The organism is Mucilaginibacter sp. (assembly GCF_039921305.1).
Taxonomy (GTDB): Bacteria; Bacteroidota; Bacteroidia; order Sphingobacteriales; family Sphingobacteriaceae; genus Mucilaginibacter.
This window is the reverse complement of the sequence record NZ_JBDSCA010000034.1, coordinates 19,157-39,683: the sequence shown is the minus strand read 5'-3', so window position 1 is coordinate 39,683 and position 20,527 is coordinate 19,157. Positions and strand designations below refer to the sequence as shown.

The 20,527-nt window shown below is 41.8% G+C and carries 15 protein-coding genes and 1 tRNA gene; 11 read left to right on the top strand and 5 right to left on the bottom strand.

The genetic code is table 11. The features are described from left to right. Nucleotides 1-44 precede the first annotated feature (44 nt). Nucleotides 45-239 (top strand): hypothetical protein, encoded by a 195-nt coding sequence (locus tag ABIN91_RS10125; protein WP_348050976.1) that lies wholly within the window; start codon nucleotides 45-47, stop codon nucleotides 237-239. A gap of 327 nt (nucleotides 240-566) precedes the next feature. Further along, nucleotides 567-1,424: a hypothetical protein gene (locus ABIN91_RS10120; RefSeq protein ID WP_348050975.1), complete on the top strand. Its 858-nt coding sequence runs from the start codon at nucleotides 567-569 to the stop codon at nucleotides 1,422-1,424. 20 nt (nucleotides 1,425-1,444) lie between these two features. Here ABIN91_RS10120 and ABIN91_RS10115 read toward each other — a convergent pair whose 3' ends face one another. Continuing rightward, nucleotides 1,445-2,221 (bottom strand): SDR family oxidoreductase, encoded by a 777-nt coding sequence (locus tag ABIN91_RS10115; RefSeq protein ID WP_348050974.1) that lies wholly within the window; start codon nucleotides 2,219-2,221, stop codon nucleotides 1,445-1,447. 99 nt (nucleotides 2,222-2,320) lie between these two features. On the opposite strand from ABIN91_RS10115, the gene ABIN91_RS10110 reads away from it, so the two are divergent. Continuing rightward, nucleotides 2,321-2,524, top strand: coding sequence for a hypothetical protein (locus ABIN91_RS10110; protein ID WP_348050973.1), 204 nt, complete (start codon nucleotides 2,321-2,323; stop codon nucleotides 2,522-2,524). Here the strand turns inward: ABIN91_RS10110 and ABIN91_RS10105 are convergent. After that, entirely contained in the window at nucleotides 2,521-4,863 is a 2,343-nt protein-coding gene (locus tag ABIN91_RS10105) for an MMPL family transporter (protein ID WP_348050972.1), read from the bottom strand. The two genes, ABIN91_RS10110 and ABIN91_RS10105, sit on opposite strands and share 4 nt — an antisense overlap. Nucleotides 4,864-4,964: 101 nt before the next feature. On the opposite strand from ABIN91_RS10105, the gene ABIN91_RS10100 reads away from it, so the two are divergent. Continuing rightward, complete coding sequence (locus tag ABIN91_RS10100; RefSeq protein WP_348050971.1) at nucleotides 4,965-5,330, top strand: diacylglycerol kinase family protein; 366 nt, start codon at nucleotides 4,965-4,967, stop codon at nucleotides 5,328-5,330. Beyond that, complete coding sequence (gene recO, locus ABIN91_RS10095; protein ID WP_348050970.1) at nucleotides 5,320-6,045, top strand: DNA repair protein RecO; 726 nt, start codon at nucleotides 5,320-5,322, stop codon at nucleotides 6,043-6,045. Before ABIN91_RS10100 ends, recO begins: the two co-directional genes overlap by 11 nt. On the opposite strand, the gene ABIN91_RS10090 is transcribed toward recO, so the two are convergent. Beyond that, nucleotides 6,042-6,422, bottom strand: coding sequence for a response regulator (locus ABIN91_RS10090; RefSeq protein ID WP_348050969.1), 381 nt, complete (start codon nucleotides 6,420-6,422; stop codon nucleotides 6,042-6,044). The genes recO and ABIN91_RS10090 overlap by 4 nt on opposite strands. A 198-nt stretch (nucleotides 6,423-6,620) precedes the next feature. Here ABIN91_RS10090 and ABIN91_RS10085 point away from each other — a divergent pair. Both ABIN91_RS10085 and glgX read left to right on the top strand, forming a co-directional pair. Further along, nucleotides 6,621-6,695, top strand: a tRNA-Val gene (locus ABIN91_RS10085). An 803-nt stretch (nucleotides 6,696-7,498) separates the two neighbouring features. After that, nucleotides 7,499-9,625: a glycogen debranching protein GlgX gene (gene glgX, locus ABIN91_RS10080; RefSeq protein WP_348050968.1), complete on the top strand. Its 2,127-nt coding sequence runs from the start codon at nucleotides 7,499-7,501 to the stop codon at nucleotides 9,623-9,625. Between the two features lie 171 nt (nucleotides 9,626-9,796). On the opposite strand, the gene ABIN91_RS10075 is transcribed toward glgX, so the two are convergent. Then, complete coding sequence (locus ABIN91_RS10075) at nucleotides 9,797-10,912, bottom strand: PepSY-associated TM helix domain-containing protein (RefSeq protein ID WP_348050967.1); 1,116 nt, start codon at nucleotides 10,910-10,912, stop codon at nucleotides 9,797-9,799. A gap of 19 nt (nucleotides 10,913-10,931) precedes the next feature. Beyond that, on the bottom strand, nucleotides 10,932-13,319 hold the full coding sequence (locus tag ABIN91_RS10070) for a TonB-dependent receptor (RefSeq protein WP_348050966.1): 2,388 nt from the start codon (nucleotides 13,317-13,319) through the stop codon (nucleotides 10,932-10,934). 496 nt (nucleotides 13,320-13,815) lie between these two features. Here ABIN91_RS10070 and ABIN91_RS10065 point away from each other — a divergent pair, with 496 nt between their 5' ends. The 4 genes from ABIN91_RS10065 (at nucleotide 13,816) to ABIN91_RS10050 (ending at nucleotide 20,524) form a co-directional block, all read left to right on the top strand. Then, nucleotides 13,816-14,682: a DUF808 domain-containing protein gene (locus ABIN91_RS10065; protein WP_348050965.1), complete on the top strand. Its 867-nt coding sequence runs from the start codon at nucleotides 13,816-13,818 to the stop codon at nucleotides 14,680-14,682. A 147-nt stretch (nucleotides 14,683-14,829) separates the two neighbouring features. Beyond that, nucleotides 14,830-15,594, top strand: coding sequence for a type I methionyl aminopeptidase (map, locus tag ABIN91_RS10060; protein WP_348050964.1), 765 nt, complete (start codon nucleotides 14,830-14,832; stop codon nucleotides 15,592-15,594). Nucleotides 15,595-15,950: 356 nt separating this feature from the next. After that, the gene (locus ABIN91_RS10055; protein ID WP_348050963.1) at nucleotides 15,951-16,856 is read left to right on the top strand and encodes an ROK family protein; all 906 of its coding nucleotides are present in this window, start codon (nucleotides 15,951-15,953) and stop codon (nucleotides 16,854-16,856) included. A 425-nt stretch (nucleotides 16,857-17,281) separates the two neighbouring features. After that, nucleotides 17,282-20,524 carry a TonB-dependent receptor gene (locus tag ABIN91_RS10050; RefSeq protein ID WP_348050962.1) on the top strand — a complete coding sequence of 1,081 codons (3,243 nt, stop codon included), beginning with the start codon at nucleotides 17,282-17,284 and terminating at the stop codon, nucleotides 20,522-20,524. Nucleotides 20,525-20,527: the final 3 nt, after the last annotated feature.

Below are 20,527 nucleotides of genomic sequence, written 5' to 3'. Positions count from 1 at the left end.
GAGATCGAATATCTCATATCCAAATCAACCATTAACTTTACACCATGAATCCCAACTACCGCAAACCCCTCATACTTTTCGTAACAAGTTTCGCACTCATTGGTGCAGGTATGGCTTGTAAACTATGGCATTTGCTACCCGTAAATATATCCGGAACCATTTTCGGCGCGGGTATGCTGGTGCAATTGTTCTCTATCCTGTGGTTGATATTTGTGATTTTGAAGCCGAAGAAGAAATAATAATCAAAGTGAATTTGATCTAATTCTTAAATTGATCTTTCCCCTCCATGTCAGCGAAGTACTTGTGCGGCTTGCGCACAAATGCCTATGGCAAAAAATCTTTTTGTTGATTTAGTTTTTTGGTTTGGATCAAGCCGAAGACATATGGAACGATACCAAAACAACATATCAACAAAGCCATTAAAAAACACACTTTCTTCATGAGAAATAGGCTCTTTCAGGAATAAAATATTCGTTATGTATCAATATAATAGATAAATGCGAAGATATTTTTTTAATACTATATTAATAACTATATTGTGAATATTAAATACTGAATATATCGTTATGAAAAAAATATTTTTACTTTTTTCGTTTGTTTTCGTTTTTCAAGCAGTGCTTTATGCACAGCAAGCACAAAATACAGATGAAGAACCCTTCTTTTATGAAGTTTCGGGGTTAATATATGTAAATCATTATGATGCAGCTAATAAGATACCAGAAACCGACTATTTTAAAATTCCAAGAGAGCCTTTAAAATTTAAGATTGTAGGAAAAGAAAAAAATATACATAATCAAAATGATTATGTAATTATTAAATTTTTACCTATTACGGTAGATAATATTACAAAAGGAGGGAAGTCTCTTACTGGTGATGATGTATTTATTAATTCAGAGGACAACGATGAATATTTTTGGATTAATAAGGCTGATTTAGATACTTATCTGGCTAATGGACTCATCAAAAAAAGCTATGTAACTCCCAATATAAAATTTGATTATGGGGCAAGTGTCTCTCTACCCTTTAAATACAGATTAAGTACAGCCGGTCAAAACTCAAAAATAACTCCTGACGTAACACTTGGTGGTTATGCTGGTTTTAAATCGAGGATAAGCAAATCCCAACCTTATTATGTTACATTTCCTATACTTACCCTAGGCCTTTCAACCATTTCAATTAATGATAATACTGTTACACCGACTTCTCCAGGTTCAACATCTCCTTCTGTTGCGGACGGGCTGGTCTTAGGTGTTACAGGAAGTACAGGCATTGTGTTCCGATTTGATGATTTCCAAATAGGATTTATTGTTGGAATAGATAGAGCAACTGGAGAAATTGGGAAAAATTGGATATATAATGATAAACCGTGGTATTCTCTCAGCATTGGATATACATTTCTTCGCAAACCAGATGTAGGGAAATAGCTCAACGTAATAGGGGGATTCTAATAAATCCCCCTATTACTCCCACCATCAATCGGTATCGTGGTCCCGGTAATATAAGCCGCTTGTTCCGATGCTAAAAAGGCAACCAGCGCCGCCAGTTCTTCCGGCTTACCAATGCGCCCAACAGGTATCCCGGCGGTACGTTCTTTAAGCGCCGCTTCATAATCTCCCGCTGGCAAAGTTTCCTTAACGCGTCCGGTGAGTATCAATCCCGGTGCAACATTGTTTACGGTTATCCCATAAGGGCCAACCTCGTCGGCCAGCAGCTTAGCCATGCCAACCACACCCATCCGCATACTGGTTGATAGCACCGAATTAGCCATAACCGATTTCACCGACGCGCTGATGATGTTAATGATCCTTCCACCGCCCGCCGCTCGCATGTGTGGTATCACCATCCGGCTGGTACGTGCAACGCTTAACAGGTTCTGGTTAAAGGCAGCCAGCCATTGTTCATCATCAAAACTCTCAAATTTATTGAAGGGTGGCCCGCCAGCGTTGTTTACCAAAATATCAATGCCGCCATAGGTTTTAAGGCACTGGTTAACTATATTTTGCAATTCATCGGGCCGGGTCACATCAACCGGCACGGCAAGAATATTCGGCTGATTGGTCTCCTTGCTGATCTCGGCAGCTGTCCGCTTCAACTCCGCCTCATCCCGCGATCCAATAACCACCGTTGCGCCCTCCTCAGCCAGCATGGTTGCCACCGCCCGGCCCAAACCTTTACTGGCGGCAAGCACCAGCGCTACCTTATGTTGCAGATGTAAATTCATAGTAAAGTAAAGTTAACAACATAGGTGTAATTAGTACACAATATTATAGAACTAAAACCCAATATAAAACGTTATCTTTATGAATAGCAAACACATCACATGAAAAAAGTATTGGCTCTTACCGCGGGTTTTGTAGTTAGCACAAGTTTATATATGCTCATATCCACGTTTTTGTTCGAAAACTCACTTATCAAATCCATAGCACCATCGTTTGTATGTGGCGTTGGCACTATGGCCATCATCGCATTGTTTTTTAACAAACGCAGAATGCAATTGATCCCGATAAAGGTAAAAAAGAATTAAATATCCTGCGCCTGGGTATCAATGGGAATACCTTTTCGTTTATCGATATACTTTTCGGCACTCAATAAAAAGGCAGGTAACAGGGTAAGGTTACATATCATGGCCACCAGTAAAGTTACCGATAGCAGTATCCCCAAAGCAACCGTACCCCCAAAGGTTGAAGCCGCGAAAACCCCAAAGCCAAAGAATAATATAGTCGCGATATAGATCATACTGATCCCCGTTTCGTGAATAGTATCGCTGATGATTTGCGAAATACTTTTGCTGGTAGTACGCAATTCGTTACGGTAGCGGGTTAAAAAGTATATGGTTTGATCGGACGAGATCCCCATCGCGATACTGAATATTAAAATTGTGGAAGGCTTAAGCGCGATACCCAGATACCCCATCAAACCCGCGGTAATTACCAGCGGAATCAAATTAGGCAGTATCGAAATAGCGATCATCCGGATGCCACGGAACAATATCCACATCACCAAAGCGATCAGTACGATAGCCAAACTCAAACTCTCGTAAAGGTTTTTCACCATGTAATTGGCGCCCTTCACAAATATCACACTGCTGCCCGTTAGCTCCACATGGAACTTCGCCGGATTAAATATCGAATCAATCCTCGGCCTCAATTCATTGAATATCACATTCAACTTTTTAGAGCCAACATCCACCATCTGGAAGCTTACCCGGGTAATCTGTTTGGTGCTATCCAAATAATTGCGCAGCATGTTTTTGCCCTTACCCGCGTTGGCTGCATAACTTAAAATAAAGTTTTGCTCCATACCATCCGGCAAACGGTAATAGCTGCTATCGCCGCCATAAAATGCCTGGGTTGAGTATTTCAAAACCTGTGTCAGCGATATGGAACGACTAAACTCCGGGTACGCCGATATCATATTCTCCAGCTTCTCCACCTTGTGGATGGTGCCCAGGTTCATCAATCCATTCTTCCGTTTCGAGTCAATGCTCAACTCCAAAGGTAAAACCCCTTTAAAGCTCGATTCAAAAAATTTCAGATCGGTAAACGTACTGCTCTTTTTGGGCAGGTCGTCAACAATATAACTGTTTACGTTAATATGTAGTAAACCGTAAAAGCTTATTAGCAATAAAACAACAACGCCAATGTAAATAGCCTTGCGGCGATTGTGTACTAAATAATCAATTTTGGTTAATAGCGCTCTGATAAACTTACCATCCTTAATTCCGCTTTGGCTTTTACCGGGCGCAGGCAGGTAACTAAATATAATAGGGATCAGGATCAGCGTAAGCGCGAAGGTTATCATAATACTAACCGATGCAACCAGGCCAAACTCAGTGAGTATCTCACTTTTGGTAAAGCATAACACAGCAAAGCCAATAGCGGTAGTTACGTTAGCGATGAAGGTGGTGATACCAACCTTTTCTATCACAACATGTAGCGATAGCATCTTATCCCCGTTAAGGGCAAACTCATGGTAGTATTTATTGAGCAGGAAGATGCTGTTCGGTATCCCGATGATCACAATAAGCGGTGGTATAATTCCCGTTAAAAGGGTGATATTATAACCCATTAAAACCAACAGACCCAAACTCCAGATCACCCCAAATACCACTACGATAACCGAGAATAAAACCGGGTAAAGCGACTTAAAAAAGATGAGCAATATTAAAGCCGTTATCCCCAACGATAGGCCCAAAAACAAAACAAACTCGTGCGATACCAATTTACTCACCACCGTGCGGATATAAGGCTGCCCCGAAATATGTACTGTGATATTTTGCTTAGCTTCAAACGGCTTAACCTCGGCTAAAATGGCAGCTATAACCTTATCGCGTTGCGGAGTGTTCAATATTTTACTATCCAACGATATCGCCATCAAAGTCGATTGCTTATCACCGCTTAAAATCAAGCCCTTATAAAAAGGCATTTGATAAATCTGGTTTTTTACGCTATCAACCTCCTGTTGCGATGTTACCGTATCGGTGATCAGTGGCTTCAAAACAAAGCGGTGTTCAAGGGTGTCTTTCTGTAGCTTATAAATATTGGCCATCGAAACTACGCCGGTAATGCCTTTAATGTTATGGATCTTATCGCCTAAACGGTACCAATCGTTAAAAAAACTTTGTTTGAACAGGTTTGGCGATTTTACACCCAAAACCATAGCGGTAGCATCTTCACCAAACATTTTACGAAACTTGGTGAAGTTGATATAAGCCGAATCGGTAATGGGTAATATTTTGCCTGCGTTATAAGTGAGTTTTACTTTGCTGGCCTCAAAACCCATAAAAGCGCTTAGCCCTAATACAATAAAAAGTATGGGCAGTCGGTTTTTAAGTATGAGGTTGGCTAATTTTTTCCAGATCATATAACGCGCAACAATTTTAATAGCGGGGTGCAAACCTACGAAATTTGCTTTAAACAATATTTATTGAACGATATTGTGACAATATGCTAATTTAGTGTACGATGAATAAACTGTGGAAAAGCTTTAGTTACGCGTTTAAAGGATTGGCCTATGCCTACCGCACGCAGCTCAACCTCCGTATCCATTTAGTAATAACCGCTATCACTTTACTATTGGGATGGTATTTAAACCTCACTGCAAACGAATGGCTTTGGATACTGCTTTGCATCACCATCGTATTATCCGCCGAATTGCTCAACACATCCATCGAAACCTTAACCGATATGGTTTCGCCAGGCTATCACGAAAAGGCCGGCCATGTTAAAGATATCGCCGCCGCCGCTGTTACCATTACCGCGGTATTTGCCGTTATTACGGGATGCCTGATTTTTATCCCTAAACTCATCCTGCTGTTCCATGCTGCATAAAACCCGTGGCATTGTTTTTAAAACCACCAATTATGGCGAAAGCAGTGTAATTGTACAGGTATATACCGAAAAATTCGGATTACAATCTTACATCATCAATGGCGTAAAAAAGGCCCGGGCTAAAATCAGCCGCAACATGCTGCAGCCCTTGTACCTGTTGGATATGGTAGTTTATCACAAAGGCAGCGGAAGCATACAGCGTATTTCTGAATTAAAGAATGCGCCTACCCTAAATAATATTGCTTACGATGTGGTAAAAACCAGCATAGTGATGTTTTTAAACGAAGTGCTCTACAAATCTGTAAAACATACCGATCCCGACGAGAACCTGTTCGGCTTTATCTTCCACGCCATCGAGTGGTTGGACCACGCCAATGAGGGCCTTGCCAACTTTCACATGCTATTTCTACTAAAGCTTACCCGATACATGGGCTTTTATCCGGAAGTGAACGTAGATATCAACGCCGATTTTTTTGATATGAAAGAGGGTGTGTTCAAACGTTACAAGCCCGATCATGCCTTGTACCTTTCGCCACCCCATACCCAAAACTTTAACAAACTCCTGCAATACTCGTTCGAAAACATGCACGTGCTTAAGCTGGCTAAAGATGAGCGCCGTTACCTTATAGCTAAACTATTAGAATACTATGCCCTGCACATTGAAGGTTTTGGCTATGTGCATTCGCACGAGATACTCGAAGAGGTTTTGAGTTAGGCAATTTTAGCCATCACTTTGTTGATCACCTTTTCAAGCTCATCAATATCAAAAGGCTTTGCCAAATAAGCATCCGCACCAGCATTTGCCGCCAAAGTATGAATATCATTATTAGCCGAAAAGTAAATTACGGGGATGTTTTTAAGCAGGCTATTAGCCTTTAGCAGTTGCGTAGCCTGCATGCCACCTATGTCGGGTATCCAATTATCCATCAAAACAACATCAGGCTCAATACCTGTTACCTTTTCTAAAATATCGTTGCAATTGGTAAATGTGTGAACCTCCCAATCCTTTTCTTCTAAAATGTAGGTGCAAATAGAAAGGATGTCCTCGTCGTCATCAAAAATGATAACTCGTTTCGGGGTAGTAGCTGGCATTACAGGATATGGATTAGATGTAGATCAAATATAGAATTAAGCGCTAAATAACTAATACACATCAATATTAAAAATGTTTTAAAAATGTGTTTTAGCCGAAAATAAAAAAAATGAAAAAACATTTGGCATAAATGATTAACACTTCTATATTTGCAGTCCCAAAACGAACGAGGCATTAGCCAAAAAGTTTGGAAAGACGGGAGTTTAGCTCAGCTGGTTCAGAGCATCTGCCTTACAAGCAGAGGGTCACTGGTTCGAACCCAGTAACTCCCACTTTAATAAAAAAGCACTTACAGTTTAAAAGCAGTAAGTGCTTTTTTATTTGCATACAATATGCATATAGACGCTATCTATTTAGTCTTTCTTGTGCCGTCTCGGTGAATCCATATATTTAATCAACATAATTCTTTAGAAGGAAAACCTATTAGAACTCTTAAATTGCAGTGTATGTGGTGCTATTAGTGTTATCAAACACTGCTATCTTTATTCCAACCTATTATTTATTATGATCATAGAAATCAATGTTATTCGTATCAATTTCATATTGATGCTGCATCGATAGTGTAACGTTTAGCTAATAATGTTCATACAACGTTATCCGTATATAAACTAACACTATAATATGGATCATTTAGACAAAAAATTGCCTTTTTATTACTAATCATGACTTATGTTGTCATAATTCGGCAAACTAATATCGAAACTTATAATTGTTAAAACAACAATTAATTAACATTAGCTTATCTAGGTTTTATTAGCCCCTATTGTTTTTTTAGAAACAACCAATGCCGGGACCGCTAAGTTTACGAAAGAAATACTCGCTTCAAGAACGGGAAATACCGGATTACCCCTGGTATTTTTTATTGTTGTTTTGTGCCCTATTCAGGACTGGTAATTGGAACGCACATCCTTTGATAATGATAGTTAGGAGCATAATAGTAGTATTGCCATATGGATAATACGCAATAACATAGCGGAAATACCCGATCCTAAAAAATAAAAACCCAAGCTGGGGCTGGTTGTTAACATACAGTCATCAGGCAAAATACCTGGTAAAAACATCTACTTATTATACTATGGAACAACTTATATACCCAGGCGGAGCTTTCCCGCTTGGGGCAACCTGGGACGGCAAAGGCGTGAACTTTGCGCTTTATTCTGAAAACGCTATTTATGTTGAGCTATGTCTGTTCAAGAGCATTAACGACGAACAGGAACACATCAAGATTCCGGTTACCGAACATAACAATTTGATCTGGCACGTTTATTTACCCGGAATTAAGCCCGGACAATTATATGGCTACCGGGTACATGGGCCGTATGAACCCGAAAACGGGCACCGGTTTAATCCCAATAAATTATTGATCGACCCGTATGCCAAAGCTATTTCGGGCATAATTGAATGGAACGATGCACTTTTTGGCTATGAGATGGGCAATGCTGACGAAGATTTTAGTTTCAGTGAGCTAAATAGCGCCCTCTTTATCCCAAAATCGGTGGTTATTGATCATAAATTTGATTGGGGTGATGATAAAGCGCCAAAAGTGGCTTATTACAACACCATCATTTATGAGGCGCATGTTAAAGGTTTCACCAAATTGCACCCCGATATTCCAGAAAACCTGCGCGGTACGTATGCCGGCTTGGCTCAGCCCGCAAGCATTGCTTACTTAAAAAAATTAGGTATAACCGCGATTGAATTAATGCCGGTGCACTATTTTTTAAGCGACAGGCATTTGCGCGATAATGGGCTTACCAACTATTGGGGCTATAACACCATTGGATTTTTTGCCCCGGATGCGCGATACGCGGCTGGCGATAAAGTAAACGACCAGGTTTTTGAATTCAAGAATATGGTTAAGGAGCTGCATAAGGCCGGAATTGAAGTTATATTGGATGTAGTATATAACCATACCGGCGAAGGAAATCATATGGGCCCAACGCTGTCTTTTAAAGGGGTTGACAATGCATCGTATTATCGTTTAACCGACGACAATAAACGATACTATAAGGATTATACCGGTACTGGGAATACTTTGAACGCCAACCTGCCTAATGTGCTGCGCCTGATGATGGATAGCCTGCGGTATTGGATATTGGAAATGCATGTTGATGGCTTTAGATTTGATTTGGCTGCTACACTTGCGCGCGAATTGCACGAAGTTAACCGCTTAAGCGCCTTCTTTGACATAATACACCAAGACCCGGTTATATCGCAGGTGAAGCTGATAGCCGAACCTTGGGATATAGGTGAAGGCGGGTACCAGGTGGGTAAGTTTCCGCCGGGATGGGGAGAATGGAATGGGAAGTTCCGTGATGATATCCGTGATTTCTGGAACGGTTCTGAAAGCATGCTGGCCGACTTTGCAGGTCGTATAACGGGGAGTTCAGACCTCTACGAGGATTACCGCCGACCAACGGCGAGTATCAATTTCATAACGGCACATGATGGATTTACGCTAAACGATCTGGTATCGTATAACGAAAAACACAACGAGGCCAATGGCGAGAACAACAACGATGGGGAAGGACACAACCGATCATGGAATTGCGGCGCCGAAGGACCAACGGATGATGCGGATATAAATGAATTACGCTCAAGGCAAAAGCGGAATTTTTTAACCACACTTTTTTTATCGCAGGGCGTACCTATGCTGGTTGCCGGTGATGAAATGGGGCGCACCCAACAAGGTAATAATAACGCCTATTGCCAGGATAACGAGATCTCATGGCTCGACTGGGAACATCAGGATACTGAACTGCAGGAATTTACCCGGCAACTGATTCATTTGCGGCGAGAGCATGCTGCATTCTCCAGAAAAAGCTGGTTCAAGGGTGAGCCGCTAAAAGACGATGGCATTGAAGATATTGCCTGGTTTTTATCCGATGGTTCACAAATGTCTGAAGAGCACTGGCAGCAAGACTATGCCAAATCTTTAGCGGTATTTTTAAACGGCCAGGGTTTGCATGCGGTAAACTCCGAAGGTAATAGGGTTGTTGATGATAACTTTTATATCATATTTAACGCTCACAACCAGCCTTTGGATTATAAACTTCCAGAAAAAAAATACTCGGCAAACTGGCAGGTGCTTATTGATACCAGTAAGCCTGTTTTTAATCCAACAAATAAAGTTTATGAAGCCGCTGAAACAATTCATGTTGAAGGACGCTCAGTTATTTTATTGCAGCATCAGTTAAAGTAAAATTGCGGAAGCAAATATTTATAAACGATAGATAGGGGGTAGCTTTTAATGATGAGGGCTTGGCCGGGCGAGTTGCCGCTCCCTATCCTATCAATAATAAATTGTCTGTGCCCTTCTACAGTACGCTGCTTGTAACCAGTTTATCCGCGGCTTGCTGTTGATATAACAGCATTATATTGTAGTAAGGCGCTTTTTCTTGCGATTTCTGTTCAGCCAGATCATAAACCCGGTAACGGGTAATGATGCCGCTATCAAGCCCGAAAAGAACCAAATAATTTTACCTGGCAAGCCTAATCCAAAATTGCCGATATGTAAATTGCGGTTACTTTGAGCAACCTTATCGTATGCAGTATAATTCCGGTAAAGATCAGACTTTAAAATCTTGCCCGTATACTGGTTAAAATAAATAGTATTTTGCCTGCGCACCATCATAGCAGGGTAGCGCATCAAAACACGTATGGGCGCTACGCTATCTGCAGACGGGGTGATAAAGGTTTCCCGGGCACCTGGGTCTGATTTAATAAGATAGGCATAGGCGCTATCCAGACTATAATGTTCGCCTGTTGCCGGTTTTTTTGACTTTACTTTCTTTTCCTTTTTTGGCACAGCCTGGCCCGTTAAAAAAGCAACCGCGCCTTTGGCCGAATCATAGCAAAAAAAGATGCCCGTTAGTGAGATAACGATCAAGACAATTACCGCATAAAAGCCCAAAACGCTATGTAACTCCCAATTTAACAATTTCCAGTTCTTAGTTCGGAAATTTATGGTGACTGCCTTTTTAAAAAACCGTACTTGCTTAGGCCACCATAAAATAAGGCCGCTAATGCACATGATAAAAAAGATCAGCACGTTGCACTTGATGATCACAGCACCAACATCACCTAATAGTAAATGCGTATGTAGCTCCTCATCTATCGAAAAGAAATCGCGGCTCAAACTCTTTACCGCTATAATTTTGGCTGTATAGGGATCAACGCTAATGGCCTTCTCTTTTTTACTGTAGAAGATAATGGCCGCGTCCTTATCTTCCTTAAAGCGGATACTGGTGATCTTTTCTTTCGGAAAATGGGCCCGGACGGTATCATTCATTTGAGTAAAGGATAACCGGATGTTGCCGGCGTTTTGCACATGATAAAAATCATGCTGAAATATTTCCCGGCCTTCCTGCTCAAAAACATATATCGCGCCGGTAATTCCAACAATAAAAACTACCAGGCCACTGGCTAAACCTAAAATAAGGTGGAGTTGCCTGATGATTTTTTTAAATGTCCATTTCTGTTTAGCCATAACGGGTTGTAATTATCAATTAAAATTTAAGTGCGAGACTAAAAGTACCGCGGGTGGGATTTTGAGGCGCTAAGCGGAAAGACCAGTATTGTTCGTTGGTTAAATTATCCAGTTTAAAACCTATACGGAATTTAGGGCGATCGTAAAATGCCGTTGCATCAATTGTGGTATAGGATGGTATGGTAAACTGAAAGGCAGTTGTATTGGATTGGTAAGATGCACAGGCATAATTACCCCCTACACCAAAACCGAGGCCCTTGATTGGCCCCTGCGGTACGCGGTAGCTTAACCATACGTTAGCCATTTTGGCCGGGCCGGCATTGGCGGGACGCAAGCCCAGCACCGAAATGGCTCCCTGAGTGATCTTACTGTCGTTATAAGCATAGCCTGCAATGATGTTAAATCCTGTAAATGGGTTGGCTATCAATTCAACCTCGATACCTTTACTTAGCTGGGTACCGGCCTGGGTAGAGAAGCCCGGATGAGCGGTATCGTCCATCGTGGTATTAGTTACCGAAATATTATAGTAGCTTATAGTTGAGCTTATTTTATGTTCCCAGAGATCAACTTTGGCGCCTCCCTCCCATTGGTTAGCATATTGGGGTTTAAATGGGCTGCCATCAAAGCTGGTTGCTGTTCCATTGCTGAACCCGTTCATGTGGTTCCCAAACAGAGAAACCTGATCTTTCACCAATTGATATACCAAACCGAATTTAGGTGAAAAGGCCGTTTGATCAAATTTTCCGGTGGTTTTGTCATCAGCCGGGGTGTAAGAACCGTAATTGCTGTACCGGTCTACACGGATACTGGCCATCGCGTTCAGTTTGTCAGTAAGGTTAAATACGTCGGATACATAGGCAGCGTACGAGCCTTGATGTACTTGTAAATAAGAGCCTGCCGTTGGTGGTAAAGCGGCGATAAGCGCTGATACTTTATCGCTATTGAAGTTATTGTAAGCGGCACCTGGATGTTTATAATTGATGGCTGGCATGGTAACACTATAATTGGTGTTATTGCTTCGCTGATCATAATATTCAAAGCCGGTTACAACACGGTTACGGAAACCCGCGATCTTAAAGTCACCGATAAAATTCTGCTGCAGGTTAGTAATGTAATAAGGATAATCTTCTTTGATCGCCTGCTGTTTAATGGCCGTATCCGAAATACTGAGTGCGGTAACGAAGCCCTTCGTAGTCGAAAACGTTTTATTGAACATCGTTTGCGACTTCCAGTGATCAGATAACTTGTAATTGATTAATACATACATATCGATCTGATTACTGGTGTAGTCCAGGCTGTTATTGGCGAATGAACGGTTATAATCGATACTCAGATCGCGGATATTGTATATTTTACCCTTAGTATCCGGTGTCAAACGGTAAGCCGAGGTAGCGTTAAAACTGCCGATCTCGGCATTTACCTGCACCGATAGGCGTTCATTGACCTGATAGGTCAGGCTTGGTGCAATAAAAACACCACGATAAAATCCAGCATCCTGAAAACTATGCTCATTATGCAATGCAGTATTCACACGTAACAATAAGGTCTTTTCCGTATTCAAAGGCATGTTCACATCAGCGGTTAACCTGTTCAGGTCAAAACTACCCGTCTGGTAAGATATCTCGGTTTTTGTGCTATCAAAGGGTTGTTTAGTTACCCGGTTAAAAAGGCCGCCGAACGAAGCCAGGCTGCTGTTAAATAAAGTGCCTGACGGCCCCTTAATAGCTTCAATCTTCTCGATATCAGCCGGGTCTACACTGTTAAAATTATAGCCTGCAACGCTGTTTCGTACAAAGTTGGCAGTTACAAAACCGCGCGACAATAAAGTGGTACGCCCGTTGTTATAAACCAGGGGCACACCGGCGCCAGGGATATTTTTAAAGCCATCCACATAACTGGTTACTACCTGCTCTTTCATTAATTCACTGGTCACTACGGTATAAACCTGGGGGTTCTCCAGGTTCTTCAGTGGTAACCGGGCAACATCCTCGGTTTCCTTTTTCAGGAATTTGTTATACTTCGCGCTCTTAATAATTACCTCCTGCAAATCTTTACTGCTTTCGGCCATTACAAAGTTAATGGTCAGTGTTTCACCAGCGGTCACCGTAACTATCTTGGTTTGGGTTTGCAACCCGATAAAACTGGCGATCAAGGTGTATTTTCCGGATTTGACATTTTTGATTACGTAGTGACCATTTTGTCCGGCGGTGGCCCCTTGATTAGTTTCCTTAATGGCCACACTAACAAATTCAGCGGCCCTGCCATCGGCAGTTTTAACATTGCCTTTTACTGAGCCGGTTTGCTGGGCAAAAGCCGAAGTTGTTAAAAACAATATGGAAAAAGTAAGGAACAGTTTAAATGCAGTTTTTTTTGCACACGAAACACCGCGAAACAGAGAATAAGTCATAGTTTTGTTCAAATGATAAAGGGTTGATAGCTCATTATTATTGCCCGGTATAAAGTTTCGACGCAGCATACCGGGTTTTTTTGTGCAAAGTTATTCTTATTTAGATTAATTACAAATAAAGGATTGCCTTTTATGGTAAATCTTTACGTTCAAGGTTTATCTCATAGAATATATTAGTAAAAAATCTTCCCATAGCTTCAAGGCTCATTGGTGTAGGTGGGTTTGATATATGTAAATAAGGCGAGTAGATTTATTAACCGCTAAGTGGCTACATTATTGATAGTTGCAATAAGCTCAAACAAGCGTTAAAGCCGGGTTGGGGAACTTTTCCTGGGCTTGAGCCTGTTAGGTTATCTTATTGGGTTGTGGATGGCATTGGTATTGGGGCTGGCTGGCACAATGTGGAATTGACCTACCGCTTTAGCTCTATTTACTCCCCTACGGGCTTTAAATAACAGGGTTTTCCTTTATATTTGCCAACAGACTATAAAGTAAAATGGCATCAGGTTTTTTTGCGATCTTGGACGACATCGGTGCATTAATGGATGATGTTGCGGTAACGACGAAAGTTGCGGCCAGTAAAACTACCGGTATATTGGGCGACGACCTTGCTGTTAATGCCGAAAAAGCGACGGGCTTTTTAGCTTCACGTGAATTGCCCGTGTTATGGTCTATTACCAAAGGTTCTTTGCTTAATAAATTGATCATAGTGCCCCTCGCTTTATTATTAAGTGCGTTTTTCCCGGTGGCGATTACAATTATATTAGTTTTAGGCGGATTTTACCTGGCGTATGAGGGCGTTGAAAAGATCATTGAATATTTTTTTCATCGTGCAAAAACGGCTCACCAAGTCATTGAAACCAATCAAGAAAATAATAAAGATGCCGAAAAAGCAAAAATTAAAGCCGCGGTAACAACCGATTTTATCCTGTCGGTAGAGATCGTCATTATGGCACTGGGCACTGTTTTAGAAGAAACTTTGCCGGTGAAAATTATCACGGTTTCGGTTGTTGCTGTGCTGGCAACGATAGGTGTTTACGGTATAGTGGCCCTGATTGTGAGAATGGATGATGCCGGGTACCACCTCATTAAAAGCTCACACAACAAAGGCTTGTTCTCAACTTTGGGCGCTTTACTGGTTAAATCTTTACCAGTTGTAATCAAGCTTTTAGGCTTAGTAGGCACAATCGCTTTGATCCTGGTCGCAGGCGGTATATTTCTACACAACATCACCTATTTGCACCATTTATTTACCGGCCTGCCATCAATCCTTACTGAGTTTGCACTTGGGTTAGCTGCCGGCTTAATCGTAGTAGCAATAATAACTGGTGCTAAACGAATACGGTTATCTTTGAGAACATAGGTATTATTTAAAGGATGTGTGTCTGGCCAGGATACATACGCCGTGGGTGAATTATATAGCTTTGACCATTAGTTTTTTATAAACTGACGTTTGATAAACGGTGTCAAATTTATTAATTGCTAATTTTGCCACAGATAAAACATTGAAATGTCTATAACTACCGAAGACCAAAAAATTGGAATGCAGCAGGCAAGTGATGCTGTTGCCATCACACTTAAAAAGATGCGCGAGTTTGCTAAACCGGGCATTTCAACAAAAGAACTTGACAATTACGGCGGCCAATTGCTGGTACAGATGGGCGCACGTTCTGCACCTATGTTAACCTATGGCTTCCCCGGGCATACGTGTATTAGCATTAACGAAGAGGCTGCGCACGGCATACCATCAGCCAATAAAATTCTGAAAGAAGGTGATCTGATAAATATTGATGTATCGGCAGAACTAAATGGCTATTGGGCTGACAATGGCGGATCCTTTGTATTGGGCGAAGATATCCACGGCCATGGCAAACTGATAGAAGCATCGAAAGAGATATTGCGAAAGGCAATCAGCAACATTAAAGGCGGTGTCAGAATATCGGAGATAGGCAGGTTGATAGAGACTGAAGCCAAAAAAGCTGGCTACACTGTAATAAAAAATCTAACCGGACATGGTATTGGTCGCAGTTTGCACGAAGAACCCCACGAAATAGCCAACTACTGCGACAGGTTTAACTTTACGCGTTTCAAAAAGAATTCGGTTGTAGCGATAGAAACATTCATTTCAACACGGTCAACAATTGCCGATACTCAAGCCGATGGCTGGACACTGAGGGGCAATAAAGGTGGCTTTGTTGCGCAGCACGAGCATACCATTATGGTAACTGGCGGCCAGCCGGTGATTTTTACAGCAAAAAACGGCATTTGGGATTAATTATTCGTTTAACGGCATGTAAACCAGAAACAGCAATCCTAAACTTAGCAATCAAATATTTCTCCAGTTATTTGGCTATATCGTAAAGGCATCAAAAACACTAAAGCGGATAATATTGACAAGGTTTGAATAATTGAATGAACCTTCGTTTGCCTAATGCTATCCCCCTGTCAATAAATACATCTCAAAGCCACCAATTAAAGGACAATGATACCTGTCCCCTTTACTTGACCTGTTTGCCCCTCTTATTTCTCTGGGCTTTGCCATACTTTCGAACATTTAAGACCACTGGCTCAACATGACACCTTTGTGATCAGGAGAGATGGGGTGTATTTGCAACCGATAAGACAGAAAACATGACTGAGGAGACAAAAATTAATTACGTGATCTGCGCTGATATTGGCGGTTCGCACATAACCGCTGCGATGATCGATCTAAGGAACTGGTCGATCGTGGATGGTAGCTATACAAGGATGATCGTAAACTCAAAGGGCAGCAAAGCTGATGTTTTGAGCACCTGGATAGCCGCACTCAAAAACACCAGTGTTGGTTCGGGGCAATCAGCACAACATATTGCATTAGCGATGCCAGGGCCGTTTGATTATGAAAACGGGATCTCTTATATTACTGGTTTAAACAAGTATGAAGCTATTTACGGTCTCAACATCAAGCAATATATCTCAGAAGAAATGGGATTAGAGCCTAAAAACATAAGGTTTCGTAATGATGCCGAGGCTACAATAGCTGGTGAAGCAATGGCAGGTGCCGGTGTAGGTTTCGAAAACGTGATGGGCGTAACACTGGGTACCGGATTCGGGTCGGCGCAATATCGCGATGGCCAAACAAAAGATCTCAACCTGGGCGGACAGTCATTTAAGGATAGCATTGCAGACAATTATTTATCAACACGGTGGTTTCTGAAACGTTATTATGAGCTAACGGGGCTTTCTGTTGTGGGTGTTCATGAATTGGCAGAGCTCGCTCCGATAAGCCAAACCTCAAAAGGTATATTCAAAGAATTTGCCGTTAATATGAGTGATCTATTGATGGATCCTGTTTTTTTGCTGAAGCCTGATGTGCTGATCCTTTGTGGAAATATCGCCAAAGCGTCTGGCCTATTCCTCCCCCAGTTATGGAAGCGACTTAACATTACCATTAAATTAGCGCAGTTGGGCGAAACTGCAGCGTTGATCGGTGCTGCGGCATTGTTTGATTCTGTTCAAGTTAATGGTGAATTAAATCAATTAAAATCCGCCAGGTAGGTAGGATATATCATTGCACCTACCGAGGGGCATCTAAATAAACTGAACGACCTGGGTAATCGTGCTAGTTCTGCGATTTACTCTATCGCAATTAAGAATAATTGGTGTCGCAATCGTATTATTAAATCAAGCAAAAAGAATACTCATTATGGACAAAAATTTTGCTTTTCCCCAAAAAAGAGCCAATAATGCCTTTTTAGCTTAGTATTCCCCCGCTGTTTGACCCAACGCACCCCTTCGAAAAGTAAAGCTACCAATTACTTTTGAAACCATAATTGTTCCCGATCAGACCAATTTTCGGCAGTAACAATTTTAACCAATTATTTATTTTAACTCATCAAATTATGGGAATTTGTACTTTTTTAAGTAAAAGGAGAAACGGGGCGCTGTTATTACTCGCTCTTTGTTTCTTTTCTTTTTCCGCTATGGCTCAGAATAAGTCCGTAAGCGGAAAGGTGGTAGATGCCGGCACCGGCGAAGCCTTGATCGGCACGGCTATCTCGGTCGTTGGCACAAACACCGGTGTTGCTGCAGATGTTAACGGTAACTTCACACTCAATGTTCCGCCAAACGGCAAACTACAATTTAAAAGTTTAGGCTATATAATAGTCACTTTAAACGCCGATTTTACAAAGCCGATGTTAGTCAAATTATCTTCAGACAATAAAAATCTGGATGAGGTAGTTGTTGTGGCTTACGGTACTCAAAAAAAGGCCACCGTTACCGGCGCCATTGCTACGGTAACTTCAAAGGTATTTGAAGACAGGGGCCCGACCAATAACCCGATAGCAAACTTACAGGGACAAATTCCCGGAGTTGTGGTAACCAGAACATCGGCACAACCAGGAAGGGAGAACTGGAACTTTCAGATAAGGGGAGCTACATCGGTTAATAACCAGGACCCTTTGGTTATTTTAGATGGAGTTGCTTTGAACAATAACAATGAGCTAAACTCTATCAACCCTGATGATATTGAGAGCATGTCTGTTTTAAAGGATGCCTCGGCTTCCATTTACGGGGCACGCGCAGCCTATGGTGTTGTACTGGTTACCACCAAAAAAGGGAAGGCTGGTAAGATGCAAGTTCAATACAGTCCAACCATTTCCGAAAAACTAATTGGCTTGCAGGCTAATATGACCAATGTTGAACAATGGGCGAACGGTTTGAAAGAGGCAAAAATAAACGACAACTATGGAGTAGTGCCTACCACTGATCTATGGTACCAGATGTCAAACTTCGCCCTGGCCAACAACGGCACAGTTGTTTTGGCATCTCAGATCCCAGGATATAATGGCTCCGCTATAACTGCCGGCCTATTCTATAACGGGCTTCCTGTCCCTCAATTCGGCGATGTTAAAGAACTGGACTTTACCGATACCCGCATGTCACAAATTCTTTGGGGCAGAGCTACCTCTACTCAGCACTCCCTTACCTTATCAGGCGGAGGAGAAAAAAATATTTACCGTGTATCCTTAGGGTATTTGAATGATGGTAGTCAACTGCAATTTGGAAATAATGGTAGCCAGCGTTATAACCTAAGATTTAACAATAGTTATAAATTCAATGATAAAGTTAGTTTGGAAACTAATGTATCGCTCGAAAAAAACGACGTGCAGCAGCCTACCCTATACACTACGGGCAGCTATAGTGCATTAGGCAACGGTTTTCAACCGGGTATACCAGCGTTTACCCAATCAGGCAGGCCATACCAATGGGGTGGAGTAATCAGCCCTCCGGGCCAGTTAAGGGATGGTGGCGACAATTTGGAATATAATACTCGCGCATTGCTTAATACCACGCTGAACTACAATTTTTTAAAACACTTAACCTTCACCGGAACCGCGGGTTATAATGTTTGGTTTCAGGATGACAGGGTTCAGGCTAAGTCCATACAATTTTATTCGTACGATGATAAATACCTGATCTCTACTACACCAAGTATAGGTACAGCCGGAAACACCACGGGTAATGAAAATTATTTCCGCCAAAACATTAACGATCCTTATTATAATCTGATAGCCAGGGTGACTTATGCCAATACTTTCTATAAACACCACGACGTACTGTTGATGCTCGGAAGTTCGTACGAGAGAGATGAATATGATTTAACCAATTCACGAACTTATAACCTGGGAAGTGATGATATACCTTCGCTGGGTAGCGGACTCTCAAGCGGAACGTCTGGCTTTGTTGTTAATGATGAGAACCGCAACCATTTCGCTTTGGGCTCCTACTTTGGAAGATTTACCTATGCTTATGACGGAAAATACCTTTTGGAGGCTACCGGAAGATATGATGGCTCATCAAAGTTTATCGATTATAAACGTTGGAAAGGTTTCGGAGGTTTACAACTGGGATGGCGCATTTCAGAAGAGTCTTTTGTAAAAAAATTAAACATTTTTGATGATCTAAAACTACGTGCCTCTTATGGTACTACTGGTAATCAGGCTGGTATTGGCTTATATGATTATATTCAACAATTAAGTGCAAGCAGCAGTAACACCTTACTGGGTTCGAGTATTGCAACTCAGGTTAGAACAACCGGATCTCTGGTATCTTTAGACAGAACATGGGAAACGGTCAAAAAATCCAACCTGGGATTAGATTTTGGCATTTTAAAAGGCCATTTGACGGGCACATTCGAGGCATTTAGAAATTTTAATGACAATATGCTCATCGGTGTAACGTATCCGGGTGTATTGGGTGCAGGTGCCCCCCAATCAAACAATGGAAACCTGAAAACATGGGGTTGGGAAGGTATTATCACCTGGAAAGATCACATCGGCAAACTGAATTATACGATATCAGGAAACATAACCGACAGTCAGAATAAATTGGTTTATTATAATGGTAACCCTCTGCTTGGTGCAGGTTATAACGGAGCCGTTGAAGGCTATCCGCTTGGATCTTATTTCGGCTTGCAGTATGCCGGGCGTATACAAACACAAGCCCAGTTAGATGCCTATAATAAATATTATAACCCTGGAAACATTGTTAACACAATAGGCATACCTATAGCCAGTCCGCTTTCAAATCTTCCAGGTCAAAATTCAGGCTTGCGCCCGGGCGATAACATGTTTGCCGATGTAAACGGCGATGGCAAGCTTACAACAGGAACTTCCACTTCGGATATGGGTGACCTGGTTTACCTGGGAAGTGATGTTCCCCGTTATACTTTCGGCCTTAATATAGGCCTGCAATGGAAGGGTTTTGATTTATACACCATTTTTCAAGGCGTAGGCAAACGCACCATATTCCGGGCCAATGGCAGTGCCAATAACTGGCGTACCCCCTATACCGCCCTTGGACAAGCACAATCCACCTTTTGGATAGGTAAAACCTGGACACCTGATAACACAGATGCATTATATCCAAATTTGCATACCAACGGTATCAATGGCTATAACTACCAGGCATCCACTTGGTCTGTAGAAAATGGTGCTTATGTCCGCCTGAAGAATGTGACACTCGGTTATACCTTGCCTAAATCACTTTTACAACGTAGTAAGGCCATCAGCGCCTTAAGGGTCTACATTTCGGGCAGCGACCTATGGGAAGTAAGTGGTATTCACGATGGATGGGACCCGGAAACAACCCGTACCACACAGGGTAATGAGCGTTATCCATTCTATCGTTATCTAACACTGGGCGCAAACATCACTTTTTAATTA

Excerpts from the sequence above, each read along its gene's own strand:
- ABIN91_RS10070 (WP_348050966.1), bottom strand. The coding sequence starts at position 13,319 with ATGACTTATTCTCTGTTTCGCGGTGTTTCGTGTGCAAAAAAAACTGCA.
- ABIN91_RS10120 (WP_348050975.1), top strand. The coding sequence starts at position 567 with ATGAAAAAAATATTTTTACTTTTTTCGTTTGTTTTCGTTTTTCAAGCA.
- ABIN91_RS10105 (WP_348050972.1), bottom strand. The coding sequence starts at position 4,863 with ATGATCTGGAAAAAATTAGCCAACCTCATACTTAAAAACCGACTGCCC.
- ABIN91_RS10075 (WP_348050967.1), bottom strand. The coding sequence starts at position 10,912 with ATGGCTAAACAGAAATGGACATTTAAAAAAATCATCAGGCAACTCCAC.
- ABIN91_RS10050 (WP_348050962.1), top strand. The coding sequence starts at position 17,282 with ATGGCTCAGAATAAGTCCGTAAGCGGAAAGGTGGTAGATGCCGGCACC.
- recO (WP_348050970.1), top strand. The coding sequence starts at position 5,320 with ATGCTGCATAAAACCCGTGGCATTGTTTTTAAAACCACCAATTATGGC.
- ABIN91_RS10100 (WP_348050971.1), top strand. The coding sequence starts at position 4,965 with ATGAATAAACTGTGGAAAAGCTTTAGTTACGCGTTTAAAGGATTGGCC.
- ABIN91_RS10090 (WP_348050969.1), bottom strand. The coding sequence starts at position 6,422 with ATGCCAGCTACTACCCCGAAACGAGTTATCATTTTTGATGACGACGAG.
- ABIN91_RS10065 (WP_348050965.1), top strand. The coding sequence starts at position 13,816 with ATGGCATCAGGTTTTTTTGCGATCTTGGACGACATCGGTGCATTAATG.
- glgX (WP_348050968.1), top strand. The coding sequence starts at position 7,499 with ATGGAACAACTTATATACCCAGGCGGAGCTTTCCCGCTTGGGGCAACC.
- ABIN91_RS10115 (WP_348050974.1), bottom strand. The coding sequence starts at position 2,221 with ATGAATTTACATCTGCAACATAAGGTAGCGCTGGTGCTTGCCGCCAGT.
- ABIN91_RS10055 (WP_348050963.1), top strand. The coding sequence starts at position 15,951 with ATGACTGAGGAGACAAAAATTAATTACGTGATCTGCGCTGATATTGGC.
- ABIN91_RS10125 (WP_348050976.1), top strand. The coding sequence starts at position 45 with ATGAATCCCAACTACCGCAAACCCCTCATACTTTTCGTAACAAGTTTC.
- map (WP_348050964.1), top strand. The coding sequence starts at position 14,830 with ATGTCTATAACTACCGAAGACCAAAAAATTGGAATGCAGCAGGCAAGT.
- ABIN91_RS10110 (WP_348050973.1), top strand. The coding sequence starts at position 2,321 with ATGAAAAAAGTATTGGCTCTTACCGCGGGTTTTGTAGTTAGCACAAGT.